General features: G+C 72.4%; 18 protein-coding genes. 9 read left to right on the forward strand and 9 right to left on the reverse strand.

The genetic code is table 11. The features are described 5' to 3' along the window. Positions 1 to 318: 318 nt before the first annotated feature. Together AB0J93_RS27590 and AB0J93_RS27595 are read right to left on the reverse strand one after the other, a co-directional pair. On the reverse strand, positions 319 to 849 hold the full coding sequence (locus AB0J93_RS27590) for a PH domain-containing protein (protein WP_363925231.1): 531 nt from the start codon (positions 847 to 849) through the stop codon (positions 319 to 321). A 95-nt stretch (positions 850 to 944) separates the two neighbouring features. After that, positions 945 to 1,217, reverse strand: a complete 273-nt coding sequence (locus AB0J93_RS27595) for a hypothetical protein (protein ID WP_363925232.1) — start codon at positions 1,215 to 1,217, stop codon at positions 945 to 947. A gap of 236 nt (positions 1,218 to 1,453) precedes the next feature. On the opposite strand from AB0J93_RS27595, the gene AB0J93_RS27600 reads away from it, so the two are divergent. The 3 genes from AB0J93_RS27600 to AB0J93_RS27610 are packed head-to-tail and all read left to right on the forward strand — an operon-like array spanning position 1,454 to position 4,499. Next, entirely contained in the window at positions 1,454 to 2,560 is a 1,107-nt protein-coding gene (locus AB0J93_RS27600) for a MoxR family ATPase (protein WP_363925233.1), read from the forward strand. Beyond that, positions 2,539 to 3,552 carry a DUF58 domain-containing protein gene (locus AB0J93_RS27605; RefSeq protein ID WP_363925234.1) on the forward strand — a complete coding sequence of 338 codons (1,014 nt, stop codon included), beginning with the start codon at positions 2,539 to 2,541 and terminating at the stop codon, positions 3,550 to 3,552. The genes AB0J93_RS27600 and AB0J93_RS27605 overlap by 22 nt, the downstream gene beginning before the upstream one ends. Continuing rightward, on the forward strand, positions 3,549 to 4,499 hold the full coding sequence (locus AB0J93_RS27610; protein ID WP_093407400.1) for a VWA domain-containing protein: 951 nt from the start codon (positions 3,549 to 3,551) through the stop codon (positions 4,497 to 4,499). Before AB0J93_RS27605 ends, AB0J93_RS27610 begins: the two co-directional genes overlap by 4 nt. A 123-nt stretch (positions 4,500 to 4,622) precedes the next feature. Here AB0J93_RS27610 and AB0J93_RS27615 read toward each other — a convergent pair whose 3' ends face one another. From AB0J93_RS27615 to AB0J93_RS27635, 5 genes are all read right to left on the reverse strand, one after another. Beyond that, a complete protein-coding gene (locus tag AB0J93_RS27615) occupies positions 4,623 to 4,835 on the reverse strand; it encodes a hypothetical protein (protein ID WP_363925235.1) in 213 nt (70 codons plus the stop codon). A gap of 247 nt (positions 4,836 to 5,082) precedes the next feature. Then, entirely contained in the window at positions 5,083 to 6,210 is a 1,128-nt protein-coding gene (locus tag AB0J93_RS27620) for an acyltransferase family protein (RefSeq protein WP_363925236.1), read from the reverse strand. After that, the gene (locus tag AB0J93_RS27625) at positions 6,207 to 7,274 is read right to left on the reverse strand and encodes an alpha/beta hydrolase (protein WP_363925237.1); all 1,068 of its coding nucleotides are present in this window, start codon (positions 7,272 to 7,274) and stop codon (positions 6,207 to 6,209) included. The genes AB0J93_RS27620 and AB0J93_RS27625 overlap by 4 nt, the downstream gene beginning before the upstream one ends. A 98-nt stretch (positions 7,275 to 7,372) precedes the next feature. Then, on the reverse strand, positions 7,373 to 8,038 hold the full coding sequence (locus tag AB0J93_RS27630; protein ID WP_204026917.1) for a response regulator transcription factor: 666 nt from the start codon (positions 8,036 to 8,038) through the stop codon (positions 7,373 to 7,375). Beyond that, complete coding sequence (locus AB0J93_RS27635) at positions 8,035 to 9,318, reverse strand: histidine kinase (protein ID WP_363925238.1); 1,284 nt, start codon at positions 9,316 to 9,318, stop codon at positions 8,035 to 8,037. Before AB0J93_RS27635 ends, AB0J93_RS27630 begins: the two co-directional genes overlap by 4 nt. Before the next feature lie 152 nt (positions 9,319 to 9,470). On the opposite strand from AB0J93_RS27635, the gene fabG reads away from it, so the two are divergent. From fabG to AB0J93_RS27655, 4 genes are all read left to right on the forward strand, one after another. Continuing rightward, complete coding sequence (gene fabG / locus AB0J93_RS27640) at positions 9,471 to 10,175, forward strand: 3-oxoacyl-ACP reductase FabG (RefSeq protein ID WP_363925239.1); 705 nt, start codon at positions 9,471 to 9,473, stop codon at positions 10,173 to 10,175. 26 nt (positions 10,176 to 10,201) lie between these two features. Next, positions 10,202 to 10,969, forward strand: coding sequence for an enoyl-ACP reductase FabI (gene fabI, locus AB0J93_RS27645; protein WP_363925267.1), 768 nt, complete (start codon positions 10,202 to 10,204; stop codon positions 10,967 to 10,969). Positions 10,970 to 11,051: 82 nt separating this feature from the next. Continuing rightward, positions 11,052 to 12,083, forward strand: coding sequence for a ferrochelatase (locus AB0J93_RS27650; RefSeq protein ID WP_363925240.1), 1,032 nt, complete (start codon positions 11,052 to 11,054; stop codon positions 12,081 to 12,083). Further along, a complete protein-coding gene (locus AB0J93_RS27655) occupies positions 12,032 to 12,904 on the forward strand; it encodes an HAD-IIA family hydrolase (protein WP_363925241.1) in 873 nt (290 codons plus the stop codon). The genes AB0J93_RS27650 and AB0J93_RS27655 overlap by 52 nt, the downstream gene beginning before the upstream one ends. Positions 12,905 to 12,916: 12 nt before the next feature. On the opposite strand, the gene AB0J93_RS27660 is transcribed toward AB0J93_RS27655, so the two are convergent. Next, the gene (locus AB0J93_RS27660; protein WP_363925242.1) at positions 12,917 to 13,693 is read right to left on the reverse strand and encodes an alpha/beta hydrolase; all 777 of its coding nucleotides are present in this window, start codon (positions 13,691 to 13,693) and stop codon (positions 12,917 to 12,919) included. A 28-nt stretch (positions 13,694 to 13,721) separates the two neighbouring features. Between AB0J93_RS27660 and AB0J93_RS27665 the strand changes: the two genes are divergently transcribed. Then, positions 13,722 to 14,327 (forward strand): TetR/AcrR family transcriptional regulator, encoded by a 606-nt coding sequence (locus AB0J93_RS27665; RefSeq protein ID WP_363925243.1) that lies wholly within the window; start codon positions 13,722 to 13,724, stop codon positions 14,325 to 14,327. Between the two features lie 149 nt (positions 14,328 to 14,476). On the opposite strand, the gene AB0J93_RS27670 is transcribed toward AB0J93_RS27665, so the two are convergent. Beyond that, positions 14,477 to 15,271 carry a hypothetical protein gene (locus AB0J93_RS27670; protein ID WP_363925244.1) on the reverse strand — a complete coding sequence of 265 codons (795 nt, stop codon included), beginning with the start codon at positions 15,269 to 15,271 and terminating at the stop codon, positions 14,477 to 14,479. A gap of 204 nt (positions 15,272 to 15,475) precedes the next feature. On the opposite strand from AB0J93_RS27670, the gene AB0J93_RS27675 reads away from it, so the two are divergent. Then, complete coding sequence (locus tag AB0J93_RS27675; protein WP_363925245.1) at positions 15,476 to 16,288, forward strand: DUF3097 domain-containing protein; 813 nt, start codon at positions 15,476 to 15,478, stop codon at positions 16,286 to 16,288. Positions 16,289 to 16,355: the final 67 nt, after the last annotated feature.

The following is a 16,355-nucleotide window of genomic DNA, read 5'->3' on the forward strand; positions in this document are numbered from 1 at the left end:
GCTGCGGCGGACCGGACGGCGATGACGGCCCGGCTACCTGGTACGGACCCAGCGGCGGGCCCGCCCCCGGCGGTGGTACCTCGGCGGGCACCGCTGGCACGGCGTGGCCGGGCAATGGTGTTTCGCCTGGCACGGCGTGGCCGAGTGGAGGTGTCTCGCCTGGCACGGCGTGGCCGGGTGCAGGTGTTTCGGCGGGCACCGTCGGCTCGGCGTGGTCGGCGGGCTGGCCGGAAGCTTGGCCGCCGATCGCGTCCCCGACCTGATCCCGCTCGTTCGCGGTGGGTGGGGTCCGGTCCGGACCCGGTCCGGCCGACCCGCTCACAGCCCTTCCGCCCGGTCCTCGCCGAGCGCGGTCAGGCGGTCCCGCAGCCGGGAGGCCTCCGCCGGACGCAAACCCGGCACCCGGGCATCGCTCGCCGCGGCCGCGGTGTGCAACTGCACGGTCGCCAGCTCGAATGCCCGCTCCAGCGGGCCGGCGCTCACGTCGACGAACTGCATCCGCGAGTACGGGACGATGGACAGCCGACGGACCAGCAGACCGTGCCGGACCAGCAGGTCGTCCTCACGTTCGGCGTAGCCCCAGGCCCGTACCGCCCGGACGATGGTCACCACCCGCCAGAGAGCGAACAGCCCGACGGCACCGAGCGCCAAACCGAACGGCCAGGAACCGGTAAGCGCCCAACCGACACCGAGCACCGCCGAGACGACGGCCACCCCGGCCGCCAGGCGCAGCAGTTCCACCCAGATCAGGTCCGTCGATATCGACTGCCACTGGACGGTGTCCGGCCACGGTTCGAGCGGGCTGGTCGGCGCAGCCGGCGGCCGGACCTCAGACGCGTCATCGCTCACGGTGCCGACCTTTCGTTCGCGACTGCGGGGCTCGCAAGCTCACTCCTCGCGCTCACGGTGCCGACCTTTCGTTCGCGACTGCGGGGCTCGCAAGCTCACTCCTCGCGCTCACCGGGCCGGCTTTTCGTTGTACGCGTCCACTCTTCGAGCGTAGGCGATCCCGGCAGCGGGGTGACCTCACGCAGAAAGCCTCGCGCGCCGAGGAAATCGCCGAGCGACGACCGGTGCACGTCACAGGCGAGCCAGGTCTTGCGCCGTTCCGGCGTGTGCAGGCGGGGATTGTTCCAGCGCAGTGCCCATTGGGCCGCGGCACGACATCCACGGGCCGAACAGGGCAGCGCTTCGGCGGGGCTGTCGGGGTGGGTCATCCCGCTCAGTCTAGGACGGCGGGGAAGATTGAGCGCCGGGCGGCCACGGGGGAAGCCGCCCGGCGACGGATGAATGGTACACACGCCGGGGCGGCTTTTGTCCACTGGCGATCGGCGATTCCTCCGTCCCGGAACGGCGTGGCGGAAATCGGTCGCTCCCTCCGTCGGTACTCAGTCGGGCATGCGAGGCTTGGTACCGCACACGCCGCGACGACCGATCACGCTGTGGAGGACCAGTGGCCCAGCCGACCACGCCCGACGCCCCGCCGCCGAATGGGGCGCAACCGCAGGCGACCACACCGCCGACCACCCCGGCGCAGGACGCCACCCTGCTGGAACGGGCGCTGTTCGAGATCAAGCGCGTGATCGTCGGGCAGGATCGGATGGTCGAGCGGATGTTCGTCGCGCTGCTCGCCCGCGGGCACTGTCTGCTGGAGGGCGTACCGGGGGTGGCCAAGACCCTCGCGGTGGAGACCCTCGCCAAGGTGGTCGGCGGCTCGTTCGCCCGGGTGCAGTTCACCCCGGATCTGGTGCCGGCCGACATCATGGGCACCCGGATCTACCGGCAGTCCAGCGAGAAGTTCGACGTCGAGCTGGGTCCGGTCTTCGTCAACTTCCTGCTCGCCGACGAAATCAACCGGGCGCCGGCGAAGGTCCAGTCCGCGCTGCTGGAGGTGATGAGTGAGCGGCAGGTGTCGATCGGCGGCGAGAGCCACCGGGTGCCGAACCCGTTCCTGGTGATGGCGACGCAGAACCCGATCGAGCAGGAAGGGGTGTATCCGCTGCCGGAGGCGCAGCGGGACCGCTTCCTCATGAAGATCATCGTGGGGTATCCGACCGACGCCGAGGAGCGGGAGATCGTCTACCGGATGGGCGTGGCGCCGCCCGAGCCCACCGCCGTGTTCGACACCGAGGACCTGATCGCCCTGCAACACAAGGCCGACCAGGTATTCGTGCACAACGCCCTGGTCGACTACGCGGTCCGGCTGGTGCTGGCCACTCGCACGCCGGCGGAACACGGCATGCCCGACGTCGCGCAACTGATCCAGTACGGTGCCAGCCCCCGGGCCTCGCTCGGGCTGGTCCGGGCCACCCGGGCGTTGTCCCTGCTCCGCGGCCGCGACTACGCCCTGCCGCAGGACGTACAGGACATCGCACCGGACATTCTGCGGCACCGGCTGGTGCTCAGCTACGACGCGCTCGCCGATGACGTACCGGCCGACCACGTGGTGCACCGGGTGATGTCGACCATCCCGCTGCCGTCGGTGGCACCCCGGCAGCAGGCCACCCCGCCCGCCGGAGCGGTGGCACCTACCTCAGGGTGGCCCGGGCAGCGGCCGTGACCTCAACCACCCCTCGACCCGGTGAGCCGGACCGCCTGGCGGCCACCAACCGTTCCGGTGCCGTGCTGTCCCGGCTGCAACTGCTGGTGACCCGCAAACTCGACGGCCTCCTTCAGGGTGACTACGCCGGCCTGCTGCCGGGGCCGGGCAGCGAGGCCGGCGAGTCGCGCGAGTACCGCCCCGGCGACGACGTGCGCCGGATGGACTGGCCGGTGACCGCCCGAACCACCACCCCGCACGTGCGGCGTACCGTGGCCGACCGTGAACTGGAGACGTGGCTGGCGGTGGACCTGTCGGCGAGCCTGGACTTCGGCACCGGCCGGTGGCTCAAGCGGGACGTGGTGATCGCGGCGGCCGCCGCGATCACGCACCTGACCGTGCGGGGCGGCAACCGGATCGGTGCGGTGGTCGGCAGCGGCGGCGACGTCCCGGTGCCCCGCCGTGGCCGGCGGGAGCCGCCCCCGACCGGCCCGGGGAGACTGGTCCGGTTGCCCGCCCGGTCCGGACGCAAGGAGGCCCAGGGCATGCTGCGGGCCATCGCCGGCACCGAGATCCGGCCCGGCCGCGGTGACCTCGGGGCGCTCATCGACATGCTCAACCGCCCGCCCAGGCGGCGCGGTGTCGCCGTGGTCATCTCCGATTTCCTCGCCCCGCCGGCCCAGTGGGCTCGTCCGCTGCGCAAGCTGCGGGTCCGACAGGACCTGCTCGCGATCGAGGTGGTCGATCCGCGGGAGCTGGAACTACCGGACGTCGGGGTGCTCCCGGTGATCGACCCGGAGACCGGCGAACTGCACGAGGTGCAGACCGCCGACCCGAGCCTGCGGCACCGTTACGCGGCAGCCGCCGCGGCCCAGCGGGCGGAGATTTCCGCCGCGTTGCGCGCCGCCGGCGCCGCCCACCTGCGACTGCGTACCGACCGAGACTGGCTGCTGGACATGGTGCGCTTCGTGGCCGCCCAGCGGCACGCCCGCACCCGAGGAACGACACGATGATTCGACTGCTGCAACCCTGGTGGCTGCTGGCCGTGCTGCCGGTGCTCGCCCTCGCCGCGCTCTACGTCTGGCGGCAGCTGCGCCGGCGCGACTACGCGCTGCGGTTCACCAACGTGGACCTGCTGCGTACCGTGGCGCCGAAGGGTCTCGGCTGGCGCCGGCACCTGCCGGCCACCGCGTTCCTGCTGGCCCTGCTGGTGCTGGCCGGTGCGTTGGCCCGGCCCGCGGTCGACACCCGGGAGCCGCTGGAGCGGGCCACCATCATGCTGGCCATCGACGTGTCGTTGTCCATGCAGGCGGACGACGTGCCACCGAACCGGCTGGAGGCGGCTCAGGAGGCGGCCATGCAGTTCGTGGCGGAACTGCCCGAGACGTACAACCTGGGGTTGGTCTCGTTCGCCAAGTCGGCAAACGTGCTGGTGCCGCCGACGAAGGACCGCCCGGCGGTGACCAGTGCCATCGAGGGGTTGGTGCTGGCTGAGGCGACGGCCACCGGCGAGGCGGTCTTCACCTGTCTGGAGGCGATCCGGTCGGTGCCGGCCGACGGGGCGGCCGGTATCCCGCCGGCCCGGATCGTGCTGCTCTCCGACGGCTTCCGCACGGCCGGGCGGTCGGTGGAGGAGGCGGCCGCCGCGGCGCAGGCGGCGAACGTACCGGTCTCCACCATCGCCTTCGGCACCGACTCCGGGCATGTCGACATCGGTGGTCAGTTGCAGCGGGTGCCGGTGGACCGGCTCGCCCTGGCCGAGCTGGCCGAGACCACCGAGGGCTTCTTCTACGAGGCGGCCACGGTCAACGAGCTGAAGCAGGTCTACCAGGACATGGGCAGCTCGATCGGCTTCCGCACCGAGCCGAGAGAGATCACCCAGTGGTACGCCGGCATCGCCCTGCTGCTCGCCCTCTGCGCCGGCGCATTCAGCCTCCTCTGGTCCTCCCGCATGATCTGACCACCGCCAGAGCCTAGTTGATCATGAGGTTGGCGGCACTTTTGAAGATCGAACCGACCGCTAACCTCATGATCAACGGAGGCGGTCGGGTGGGTGGGCGGTCGGGTGGGGGTGGGGTGGGGGTTAGTGGTTGGCGCTGGCCAGGACGAAGAGGACGGCCACCCAGACGGCGGCGAGGGTGAAGCCCAGCGGGGCGACGTAGCGGCTCATGACAGCTCCGACGTGGCGGCTTGGCGGCCCGGGCAGGGCGGACCGCGAGAGGGGTGGATCAGGACGCGCGCACGCGAAGTCGTGACCGGGCTGCTTTCCGGCGGCACCCGTCCGGTCGGCCGCCACGACAGCGATGCCGGGCGGTGGGACGGGTGTGCGGGGGGAGCGGGCCAGCTCAGGCGGAGCGGGGCTCAGCGTGGCTGGCTGTCGGCCCGGCCACGACTGGGAGGATCGCTATCTGGCACAGCGATCACCTCCTGGGGTCGGGTTCCGGGGCGACGCGGGCCGCCGAGCGACCCGCAAACGCGGATCATCGTACACCCGGGTTGTGCGCCCGGCCCACTCGGTCGACCGGCCGACGGACCGGGGCCGTTCATCTGTCGACGGCGGGCCGGCCGGCGTTGACGGACGCCGAGGTCAGCCGGGAATCGCGGCGCCGGACGAGGAGCATCAGCACGGCGGTGAGCACCGGCAGCCAACCGATCCGGGCCAGCAGCCAGGTCGGGTCGTCCGGGGCGGTGTGCAGCCCCGGCAGCGAGGCACCGCCGTGCGCGGCCGACACCACCACCGCGACCAGCACCGGCTGGTGCCAGAGGTAGATGCGTACCGCGTGCCGGTTGATCTCGCCGATCATCCGGCGGGGCAGCGGTCGGCACAGCAGTCGGACCAGCGCCGGTCGGGCGATCAGGCCGAGACCTGTCTGGGTGACCGCGAGCGCCACCACGAGCAGCGACGGGGGATCGAGGTTGGATCGGCCGTCGCCGGGGACCCCGACCGCGCTGACCGGGTAGCCGAAGGCGAGTACGGCGGCCAGGCCGACCGCCCCGGTGGCGGCCAGCCACCGGGCGTCACGTCGTCGGCTCAGCAGGCCGTCGGCGTGGGCCAGTCCCAGCAGATACGGCACCGCCCAGGCCGCCAGCACCGTCACCGGTGGCAACCAGGTGCCGGCCGGGAGCAGCCGCACAGCCAGGTCGGCGCCGGCCACCACGGCCGCCGCGGTGACCGCGCAGCGCGGAGCGCCCCAGCGGCGTACGGCCGCGCGCAGCGGACCGCTGAGCACCACCAGGGCCAGCAGGGGTGCCAGGAACCACAGGGGACTGATCGCCAGGGTCAGCGCCACCGACAGGGTGCCGTCGGGGACACCGGCGACGGCAGCGGCCAGCAGTACGGCTGACCCGGTGCCGAGCAGGGCGATCGCCGGCAGGAGCAGCCGCCGCAGCCGGTGCGCCAGCCAACCGGGTCCGGGATGCCGGTCAGCCGACCGGGCGGAGGCGTGGCCGGCGGTGAAGAAGAACAGCCCGAGGGTCTGCAACACCCAGCTGACCGGTGCCAGGGTCGGCATCGTGGTGAGCGGGCTGGCCAGGTCCAGCGCGCCTTCCGCGTCGAGTATCAGGCCGGTGACGAGCCAGTGACCGAGCACCACTCCGGCGACGGCGAATGCGCGCAGCCCGTCGACGAGGGGATCCCGAGCCGACCGGTGGGCGGTGTGCTGGCCGCTCATCGGGCCGGTCCCGCCGCGTGTGTATCCACGGAGTCCGAATCTCCGCCGGATGGTGGCCACGTGCACCCGGGTGAGGCTGTCGAGCTGATGGCGTCAGCGGATCGTGATTCGCTGCCCGCTACGCCGGTGCCGGAGCGGCGACCGTCGCTGGCGGTGACCGTGACGTCCGGACGGGCGTGGCCCGTGCCGGTCGCACCACACAGCACCACCTCGGCGACTGCCGCGAGGGTCGGCCCGCCGGGCAGCAGGTAACCGTCGTGGCCGGTCGAGGCGGCCGGCAGCGGCCGCGCACCGAAGGAGTCGTCGGCCGGCCGGACCCCGTGTCCCAACCCGGGCAGGCGAAGCTGGGGCACGCGTCGGATCCAGTCGTCCGGTGCCTCGGCCGCCCAGACGCGGACCGGGCCGAACTGGTCGGCGTGCTCCGCGCCGACACCCACTCCGCCGAGGGTGACCACGTCGGTGACCTGCGGCGGGGCGTCCATGGCGGCCAGCCCGACGACAAGCGCGCCGTAGCTGTGCCCCACCACGGTGATGCGGGCGGCCGGTAGCCGCCCGGCCAGTGTTCGCAGGTGGTCACCGAGCTGGTCGGCGCCCCGGCGGCCGGCGGCCGGGGTGGCTGCCGTGGTGACGCCGTCGGGCGGGTCGTAGCCGAGCCAGGCCAGCACGGCCACGCGGGCGTGCGGATCAGCGGCGCGCAGCGCGGCGTGCAGGGCTCGGGCCTGCTCGGCCGGGGCGCGCTGGGGCACGCCGCCAAGCCCTCGGTCGAAGTCGGCGAGCCGGGTACCGACGCCTGGAACCAGCACCGCGATCCGATCGGCGGTGGCCAGGTCACCGAGGACCTCGACGGCCCGGCCGTCACCGTGGGAATCGAAGGCCAGGAACTGCCGACCCTGCGCGGCCCAGCGGGCGTACGGCGCTCCGGCGGACTCCATCGCGGCGGCAGTCGACGGGTACGCCTCGACGAAGCCGGCCGGGGCGGGGTCGGGCGGGACCGTCGGTGGCCGTACCAGTCCGGTCGCCAGCATCGCCGCGAGGCACAGCCGGACCACTTCCCTGCCCACCATCACGCGCTCCCTCCACCCGGTCGTGGGGTGCAGGATGTGTCGGCGGTGTGGTGCCGGTCGTCAACCCGGGGAGCCGTTGATGACCTGGCACCGGAGGGCTACTCCCCGGCGGCGACCAGTCCGGTCTCGTACGCGAGCACGACGGCCTGGGCGCGGTCGCGCAACTGGAGCTTGGCCAGGATCCGGCCGACGTGGGTCTTGACGGTCTGCTCCGCGACGACCAGTTCGGCGGCGATCTCGGCGTTGGAGCGTCCCTGGGCGATCAGCCGCAGCACTTCGGTCTCGCGTGGGGTGAGCGCGGCGAGGACCGTGGGTCGGGGCCGCTGTCGGTGTGGCCGGGCCGCGAATTCGGCGATCAGGCGGCGGGTGACCGTCGGGGCGAGCAGCGCGTCGCCGCCGGCGACGACGCGTACCGCGTGGATCAGGTCGGCGGCGGGGGCGTCCTTGAGCAGGAAGCCGCTGGCCCCGGCGCGCAGCGCCTCGTAGACGTAGTCGTCCAGGTCGAAGGTGGTGAGGATGAGCACGCGTGGCCGGTCGCTCGGCCGGTCGCCGAGGAGTTTGCGGGTCGCGGCGAGGCCGTCGAGCACCGGCATCCGCACGTCCATCAGCACCACGTCGGGGTCGAGTCGGCGGGCCTGCGCGACCGCCTGGGCGCCGTCGGCGGCGTCGCCGACCACCAGCAGGTCCGGCTGAGCGGCCAGCAGGGCGCCGAAGCCCTGCCGGACCATCGCCTGGTCGTCGGCGATCAGCACCCGGATCGTCATGTTGGGTCCTTCGGCTCGTCGGATGGCGGCGGGTCGGCCGGCAGCAGCGCGTCGATCGTGTAGCCGTCGTCGGCGGTGGGGCAGGCGGTGAAGCTGCCGCCGAGGGCGAGGACCCGCTCGCGCATGCCGGTCAGTCCCTGTCCGCCACCGCGTGTGTCCGGGCCGGCCGGGGTCCCGCCGGCGGCGTTCTGGACGCGTACCGTCAGGGCACCGGGGCGATCGCGGACGGTGACGCGCACCTCGGCGCCGGCCGCGTGGCGGGCCGCGTTGGCCAGCCCTTCCTGAACGATCCGGTAGGCGGCCAGCCCGACCGGTGCTGGTGGCTCGGCGGCGATGTCGCTGTCCAGTTCCACGGTCATGCCGGCCCGCTGCGCGGCAGCGACCAGCGCGGGTAGTTCAGCCAGCGTCGGCTGTGGGGCGGTCCGGAGGTCCTCCGACTCGCTGCGCAGTACGCGCAGCAGCCGCCGCATGTCGGTGAGCGCCGCCCGGGCGGCCTCGGCGATGGCGCTGAATTCGGCCCGGGCCGGCTCGGGCACGGCGAGTCGGTACGGCGCGGTCTCCGCCTGCACCGCGATCAGTGACATGTGGTGCGCGACCACGTCGTGCAGTTCCCGCGCGATGCGGGTGCGCTCCTCCAGTACCGCCCGCCGGGCCTTCTCCAACTCGCTCACCTCGGCCTGCTCGGCCAGCGCCCGTCGGGTGAGCAGGTTGTGCCGCAGCAGGTCGCCGACGATGAGCAGCACCACGAACAGCAGGGTGACGCCCACCTGGTTGCCCGGCGGCACGAATATCCAGACCGGGAGCAGGCTGAACAGTCCCGTCCAGGCGAGCACGACCCGGTCGACCCGGGCCGCCACGGTGGTCAGAACGACGATGATGACCAGGATCTGTGTCGGGTTCCACGGCCAGAACTCGTACGTGGCGGGGCCGAGCACCAGGGCGTCGTCCGTCGTGCGCCGGTTGAAGGTGCCGAACAACTGCCCGATGAACATGATCCGCCAGGCCAGCAGTGGTCGGGTGGGCAGCAGGGGCAGCGGTGCGACGGTGAGCAGGGCGATGACCCATGCGGTGGCGATGGGCAGGCGCCGGGTGTCCAGCAGGAACTGCGCGGTGATCAGGGCCAGCCCGAGGAGCACCAGAAGCCCGGTCGTCCGCAGGACGGCGGCGGTGCGGGGCCGGTGTCGCAACCGGTCCAGCGGTCGGCGTCGTGCCGGATAGTCCGGTCCCACCACGGTGCGGCGCAGCCCCGCCAGGGCGGCACGGACGGTACTGCGGTCCATATCCCGGCAGGGTAGTTCGAGTGGCCGGCTCCGTCGTGCGACCAGGGAGTGATCCATCCAGTGGTACCGCGGTATGACGTGCGGCGGTTAGTGATTACCGTGCGGTAGCGCCTAGTCTCCAAGCCGCAGCGATCTTTGGGAGGGGACGCACCGTGTCGCGAACTGTGCTGGTTACCGGGGGCAACCGGGGGATCGGTCTGGCCATCGCCCAGGCCTTCGCCAAGCAGGGTGACCGGGTGGCGATCACCCACCGGGGCAGCGGGGCGCCGGAGGGATTGTTCGGCGTGCGCTGCGACATCACCGACGCCGACTCGGTGGACGCGGCCTTCGCGGCGGTCGAGGCGGAACTGGGGCCGGTGGAGGTGCTTGTCGCCAACGCGGGCATCACCGACGACACGCTGCTGCTGCGCATGTCGGAGGAGCAGTTCACCCGGGTGCTGGACACCAACCTGACCGGCGCGTACCGCTGCGCCAAGCGGGCCTCCGGGAAGATGCTGCGGGCCAGGTGGGGGCGCATGATCTTCGTCTCCTCGGTGGTCGGCCTCTCCGGTGGCGCCGGTCAGGTCAACTACGCGGCCAGCAAGGCCGGTCTGGTCGGGGTGGCCCGTTCGATCACCCGGGAGCTGGGCGGCCGGAACATCACCGCGAACGTGGTCGCGCCGGGCTTCATCGAGACCGACATGACCGCCGGGCTGACCGACCAGCGCAAGGCCGAGATCCTCAAGTCGATCCCGGCGGGTCGGATGGCCAGCCCGGACGAGGTGGCGGCGGTGGTCACCTGGCTGGCGGGCGAGGGTGCCGGGTACGTCTCCGGCGCGGTCATCCCGGTCGACGGTGGCCTGGGCATGGGTCACTGAATCCTGAGCACGGAGGAATGAGCGTAATGTCCGGACTGCTGGCCGGTAAGCGGCTGCTCGTCACCGGCGTCATCACCGACGCCTCGATCGCCTTTTCGGTGGCCAAGCTCGCCCAGGAGAACGGCGCCCAGGTCGTGCTCACCGGCTACGGCCGACTGTCACTTGTGGAGCGGATCGCCAAGCGGCTGCCCGAGCCGGCACCCGTGATCGAGCTGGACGTGACCGACCCCGAGCATCTCGCCGGACTGGCCGACAAGGTCCGCGAGCACGTCGACGGTCTCGACGGGTTGGTCCACTCGATCGGGTTCGCCCCGCAGAGCTGCCTCGGTGGCGGGTTCCTCGACGCCTCCTGGGAGGACGTGGCGACGGCGTTGCACGTCTCGACGTACTCCTACAAGTCCCTGGCCGTCGCGGCGCTGCCGTTGATGTCGCCGGGCGGCTCGGTGGTCGGCCTGACCTTCGACGCCAGCCAGGCGTGGCCGGTGTACGACTGGATGGGCGTGGCGAAGGCCGGGCTGGAGTCCGCCTCCCGCTACCTCGCCCTGCACCTGGGCAAGCAGGGTATTCGCAGCAACCTGGTGGCCGCCGGGCCGCTGCGCACCATGGCCGCGAAGTCCATCCCCGGCTTCGAGCAGTTCGAGGACGCCTGGGCCGGACGTGCCCCGCTGGGCTGGGACCTCACCGACCAGGAACCGGCCGCCCGGGCCTGTCTCGCCCTGCTGTCGGACTGGTTCCCGGCGACCACCGGCGAGATCGTGCACGTCGATGGCGGCTACCACGCGGTCGGCGCCTGACGCGGGCGGTCGCCCGGTCTGTTTACGACCGGGACCCGGGGGCGTTGCCGGGACGCCGCAGGCCACCGGCAAGAATGGGCCCATGGCGTACGACGCGGTGGTGCTGGTGTCCTTCGGTGGCCCGGAAGGGCCCGACGACGTGCTGCCGTTCCTGCAGAACGTGACCCGGGGGCGGGGCGTCCCGCCGGAGCGGCTGGCCGAGGTCGCCGAGCACTACCAGCACTTCGGCGGGGTCTCCCCGATCAACCAGCAGTGCCGGGACCTGCTGGCGGCGGTCCGCGCCGACTTCGCCGCCAACGGGCTCGACCTGCCGGTGTACTGGGGCAACCGGAACTGGGATCCGATGCTCGCCGACACGGTGGCCCAGATGCGCGACGACGGCGTACGACGGGCGTTGGCGTTCGTCACCAGCGCCTTCGGTGGGTACTCCTCGTGCCGGCAGTACCAGGAGGACATCACCGCCGCGCGGGCGGCGGTCGGCCCGGACGCGCCGGTGATCGAGAAGCTGCGCCAGTTCTGGGATCATCCCGGGTTCATCGAGCCGCACGTCGACGCGGTGCGCTCCGCGCTCGCCCAGCTCGACCCGGCGCGGCGGGACAGCACCCGACTCGTCTTCACCGCACACTCGGTGCCGATCTCGGCGGCCGACAGCGCCGGCCCGCACGGCGGTCGGTACACCGCCCAACTCGCCGAGACGGCCCGGCTGGTGCACGCGGCAGCGGCCCCGGACCTGCCGTACGACCTGGTCTGGCAGAGCCGGTCCGGCCCGCCCCACGTGCCGTGGCTGGAGCCGGACATCAACGACCACCTGGAGACGCTCGCCGAACAGGGCGTGACCGGCGTGGTGGTCAGCCCGATCGGTTTCGTCTCCGACCACCTCGAGGTGGTGTGGGACCTGGACACCGAGGCGTCGGACACGGCCAAGCGGCTCGGGGTGGACTTCGTCCGCGCCGGTACCCCCGGCACCGACCAGCGCTACGTGACCATGGTTCAGGAACTGGTGCGGGAACGGATCCACCCGGACGGCGCCGAGCTGCGCCGTCGTCTGGGTGAGCTGCCGATGTGGGACACCTGTCCCACGGTCTGCTGCGTCCCGTCCCGCCGTCCGTCCTGACCGCCGCGGCGAACCCGACGACACCCCTGGGGATGATGATCATGCAGGATCGTAAGCCCGTCGAGAGCTGGCTCAGCGACATGGACGGGGTGCTGGTGCACGAGGGCCAGCCGGTGCCGGGCGCGCCGGAGTTCGTCAAGCGGCTGCGTGCCTCCGGCAAGCCCTTCCTGGTGCTGACCAACAACTCCATCTACACCCCGCGCGACCTCCAGGCCCGGTTGGCCCGGATGGGGCTGGACGTGCCGGAGCAGGCGATCTGGTCGTCCGCTTTGGCCACCGCCCAGTTCCTGGCCGATCAGCGGCCGGGCGGCACCGCGTACGTCATCGGGGAGGCCGGGCTGACGACCGCCCTGCACGCGGTGGGCTACGTGCTCAGCGACTTCGCCCCCGACTACGTGGTGCTGGGGGAGACCCGCACCTACAGCTTCGAGGCGATCACCAAGGCGGTCCGACTGATCAACGACGGGGCTCGGTTCATCTGCACCAACCCCGACGCCACCGGGCCCTCGGTGGAGGGCGCTCTGCCGGCCGCCGGCTCGGTCGCCGCGATGATCTCCAAGGCCACCGGGGTGGAGCCGTACTTCGTCGGCAAGCCCAACCCGATGATGATGCGGTCGGCCCTGAACACGATAAACGCACACTCGGAGAGCACCGCGATGATCGGTGACCGGATGGACACCGACATCCTCTGTGGCCTGGAAGCCGGGCTGGAGACCATCCTGGTGCTGACCGGGATCAGCTCCCGGGCGGAAGCGGAGCGTTACCCGTACCGCCCCTCCCGCATCGTCAACTCGGTCGCCGACCTGATCGACGAGGTCTGAGCCGGCGCCTGGTCACTGGCGTGCCGCGTCGCGGCGAAGGAAGTCGGTGAGCACCGGGGCGAGGGTGGTGGCCGGCACACCGTGCCACTCGCCGGGCAGGCTGCGCTGCTCGGCGGCGGGCAGCAGGCCAGCCGTGGCGGCGGCCATCTCGGTCAGGTCGTCGGTGCTGCCGGCGCTGTGCAGGACGAGCGTCGGGGTGCTCACCCGGGCGAGCACCGTCGGCCCGGTGGCCTCACTGAGCAGGCTGTCGTACGCCAGAGTGTGCGCCACCGAGACCATGGCGTTCCAGTGTGGCGTGTCGCGCATCCCGGCGAGCAACTGCTCGGGTACGCCGATGGAGGTCAGGAAGAACGTCACCGCCTCGGTGCCGGTCAGTCGGCGCAGTTCGGCGGTGAAGGCCCGTTGGTCGGCTTCGTCGCCGTCGACGTTCAGCGGTGGCTCCAACAGGACCAGCCGTCGCACGTCGAGGCCGGCGGCGGCAGCGTGCAACGCGAGCAGGCAGCCCGAGGAGTACCCGTACAGCGCGGTGGGTGCGCCGGCCTCGGCGATCAGCGCGGCGAGGTCCTCGACCTCGCGCTCGGGGGCGTAGGGCGGCGTGTCGTCGCTGCCCCCACGCCCACGACGGTCGTAGCGGTAGACGGTGAAGTCGGTCGTGAGCAGGTCGGCGAGTTCACCGAGTGGGCTGTTGGCGCGGAAGTGCCCGGCGGCGTCGATGAGGATCAGCGGAGGGCCGGCACCCTCGCGCTGGTACGCGATGCGCGTGCCGTCCTGTGCGATGACCGTGGGCATGAACTGAACCGTACAGTACAGTTGCGGGGTGCGAAAGGACGTCAACCGGCGCGGGATCCTCGACGCCGCCCTGGCCGAGTTCCTCGAACACGGCTACGTGGCCGCCGGAATGGACCGGATCGCCGCCCGCGCCGGTGTGTCCAAGGTGACCGTGTATGCGCACTTCGCCGGCAAACACGGCCTCTTCGAGGCGGTGTTCACCGGCGCGATCGCCGAGGCCGAGCGGGCCGGCTCGGCGTACGTCGAAGCCCTGGCCGAATCCGACGACCTGCCGCACGACCTGCGGGCCTTCGCCCGCGAGCACATCGCCACGGTCACCGCCCCGCACCTGCTCCAGTTGCGTCGGATGCTGATCGGCGAGGCGGGCCGCTTTCCTGAACTGGCCCGGGCGTGGCACCGCGCCGCGCCGGAACGTGGCCACGCCACCCTCGCCAGGGCCATCACCCGTCTCGCCGAGCGGGGCCGGTTACGCGTGTCAGACCCGATGCTCGCGGCGCAGTACCTGAACTACCTGATCCTGTCGATCCCGCTCAACGAGGCGATGTTCGCCGTCCGCACGTCGTTCCCCGAGGCGGCGCTGCACCGCTGGGCCGACGAGGCAGTCCGGATCTTCCTCACCGCCCACACCCCCTGAACACCACCCCACCCCCACCCCCGCAGCCCCGCGATCTTGCACTTCTGGTCGCCGCAATGCGGCATTCACCCGCTCTTGTCCTGACGAAAAGTGCAAGATCGCGCGGGTGCTGGGGTGCTGGGGTGCTGGGGTGCTGGGGTGCTGGGGTGTCAGGGGCGGAGGGGGGCGTTGCAGGCGGCGACGAGGGCCTGGCGGCAGGCGGCGGTGAGCGGGCGCAGGGCGGCGTCACGCTGCTGGGCCTCGTAGTTGTTGACCGCGCCGCCGGGTGCCGCGTGCCCGGCCAGGGCGAGCACCCGGTCTAGCACGGCGGCGCGGGCGAACAGCCGGCGCGAGCGCGGGTCGAACCCGGGGGGCAGGTCGGTGGTGCCGTCGGGGCGACGCAACGCCTCCAGGGCGCCGGCCAGCTCCGGGCGCCACTGGGCCACGTCGAGGCGGGTGAGCGCGGCGGTGGTGTCGGCCAGCGCGGCGGCCAGCTCCGCCTCCGCTTCGGCGGCGCCGGGCAGGGTGAGGCAGGCTGCGGGAGCGTTCGCCGGCAGCGGATGCACCCGCCAGAGCACCGTCTCGAAGGTGTCGCCGGAGCCGGAGGTGTGTACGCGTACCTCGGGGATCAGCCCCAGTGGGCCGGCTATCACGGCTTCGCCGGCGAGCAGCGCGGCACCGGCGAAGTCACCCGGGCCGGGCAGGCCGCGCGGGTCACCCGGCGCCGGCAGCACCAGGCGGATCTCGTCCGGCGAGAGCTTGGCCAGGGTGGGTAGCGCCTCCCGCAGCGGTACGTCGGTCCAGGTGCCGGGCGCGTCGGCGACCAGGTGCTCCTCGGTGCCGGCGACGGCGTCGGCGACCTCGTCGAAGGGCACCAGCCCGGCGCGCCACGCGCGCACCCAGGCAACGAACCGGCTCGACCGGCGCGGCGCGAGGATGGCCGCACCCGCAGCGGGGGTGGACATGCCGAAAGAGTACGTGGTGACGCCCGTCCGTGTCTCGACTGCCGCGCCGCCGCCTCCCCGTCGCGCCGATCATGCAGTTGTGGTGGGTGATTGGCCGATGTTCACGGCTTTTGTCAGGTGCCACAACTGCATGATCGCGATCGGGAGGGTAGGGCGAGGTGTGTCGGGGTTGGGGCGTGGTGGTCGCGGGCTTAGCGTGACGGGATGGGGCGGCGGTACGGCGAGGACCTGTTGGCGGGGGACTGGCGGCGGCGGAAGGTGACCCCGGAGGTCGACGCCGAACCGGACCTCGTGGTCGAGGACGCCGAATCCGGCTTCTGCGGGGCGGTCGTCGGATTCGAGACCGGTGCGGTCGTGCTGGAAGACCGGCACGGCCGACGGCGCAACTTCCCGCTGTTGCCGGCGGCGTTCCTGCTCGACGGCCGCCCGGTCACCCTGCGCCGGCCAACCCGGCCGTCGGTGCCGGCGGCGCGGCGGCGTACCGCGTCGGGCTCGGTCGCGGTGGACGGGGTACGCGCCCGGGTCGCCCGGGCCAGCCGGATCTGGGTCGAGGGCGTGCACGACGCCGCCCTCGTCGAGCGGATCTGGGGTGACGACCTGCGCATCGAGGGTGTGGTGGTGCAACCGCTGTCCGGCATCGACGCCCTCGACGCCGAGGTACGCGACTTCGGCCCCGGCCCGGGCCGCCGGCTCGGTGTGCTGGTCGACCACCTCGTGCCCGGCTCCAAGGAGAGCCGCATCGTGGCCCGGGTCAACTCGCCGCACGTCCTGGTCACCGGTCACCCCTACGTCGACGTCTGGCAGGCGGTGAAACCCGCCGCGCTGGGCATCGCGGCGTGGCCGGTGGTGCCACCGGGACGGCCCTGGAAGGAAGGCGTCTGCACCGCGCTCGGTGTCGCCGAACCGGCCGACATGTGGCGGCGCATCCTGTCCCGGGTGAACAGCTTCGCCGACGTGGAAACGCCGCTGATCAACGCGATGGAGCGGCTGATCGACTTCGTGACCGAACCGGACTGACCCGCCGGCCCCACCGGCGCGGTCGTCGACCGCTACCGTGAACGGCCTGGTCCCTACCACCCCGGGG

The sequence above is a fragment of the Micromonospora sp. NPDC049374 genome (assembly GCF_040677165.1).
Taxonomy (GTDB): Bacteria; Actinomycetota; Actinomycetes; order Mycobacteriales; family Micromonosporaceae; genus Micromonospora.

Bases quoted from the DNA above. Each gene is read 5' to 3' on its own strand.
- AB0J93_RS27595 (WP_363925232.1), bottom strand. From the start codon at position 1,217: ATGACCCACCCCGACAGCCCCGCCGAAGCGCTGCCCTGTTCGGCCCGT.
- AB0J93_RS27610 (WP_093407400.1), top strand. From the start codon at position 3,549: ATGATTCGACTGCTGCAACCCTGGTGGCTGCTGGCCGTGCTGCCGGTG.
- AB0J93_RS27620 (WP_363925236.1), bottom strand. From the start codon at position 6,210: ATGAGCGGCCAGCACACCGCCCACCGGTCGGCTCGGGATCCCCTCGTC.
- AB0J93_RS27625 (WP_363925237.1), bottom strand. From the start codon at position 7,274: ATGGTGGGCAGGGAAGTGGTCCGGCTGTGCCTCGCGGCGATGCTGGCG.
- AB0J93_RS27630 (WP_204026917.1), bottom strand. From the start codon at position 8,038: ATGACGATCCGGGTGCTGATCGCCGACGACCAGGCGATGGTCCGGCAG.
- AB0J93_RS27635 (WP_363925238.1), bottom strand. From the start codon at position 9,318: ATGGACCGCAGTACCGTCCGTGCCGCCCTGGCGGGGCTGCGCCGCACC.
- fabI (WP_363925267.1), top strand. From the start codon at position 10,202: ATGTCCGGACTGCTGGCCGGTAAGCGGCTGCTCGTCACCGGCGTCATC.
- AB0J93_RS27650 (WP_363925240.1), top strand. From the start codon at position 11,052: ATGGCGTACGACGCGGTGGTGCTGGTGTCCTTCGGTGGCCCGGAAGGG.
- AB0J93_RS27660 (WP_363925242.1), bottom strand. From the start codon at position 13,693: ATGCCCACGGTCATCGCACAGGACGGCACGCGCATCGCGTACCAGCGC.
- AB0J93_RS27670 (WP_363925244.1), bottom strand. From the start codon at position 15,271: ATGTCCACCCCCGCTGCGGGTGCGGCCATCCTCGCGCCGCGCCGGTCG.
- AB0J93_RS27675 (WP_363925245.1), top strand. From the start codon at position 15,476: ATGGGGCGGCGGTACGGCGAGGACCTGTTGGCGGGGGACTGGCGGCGG.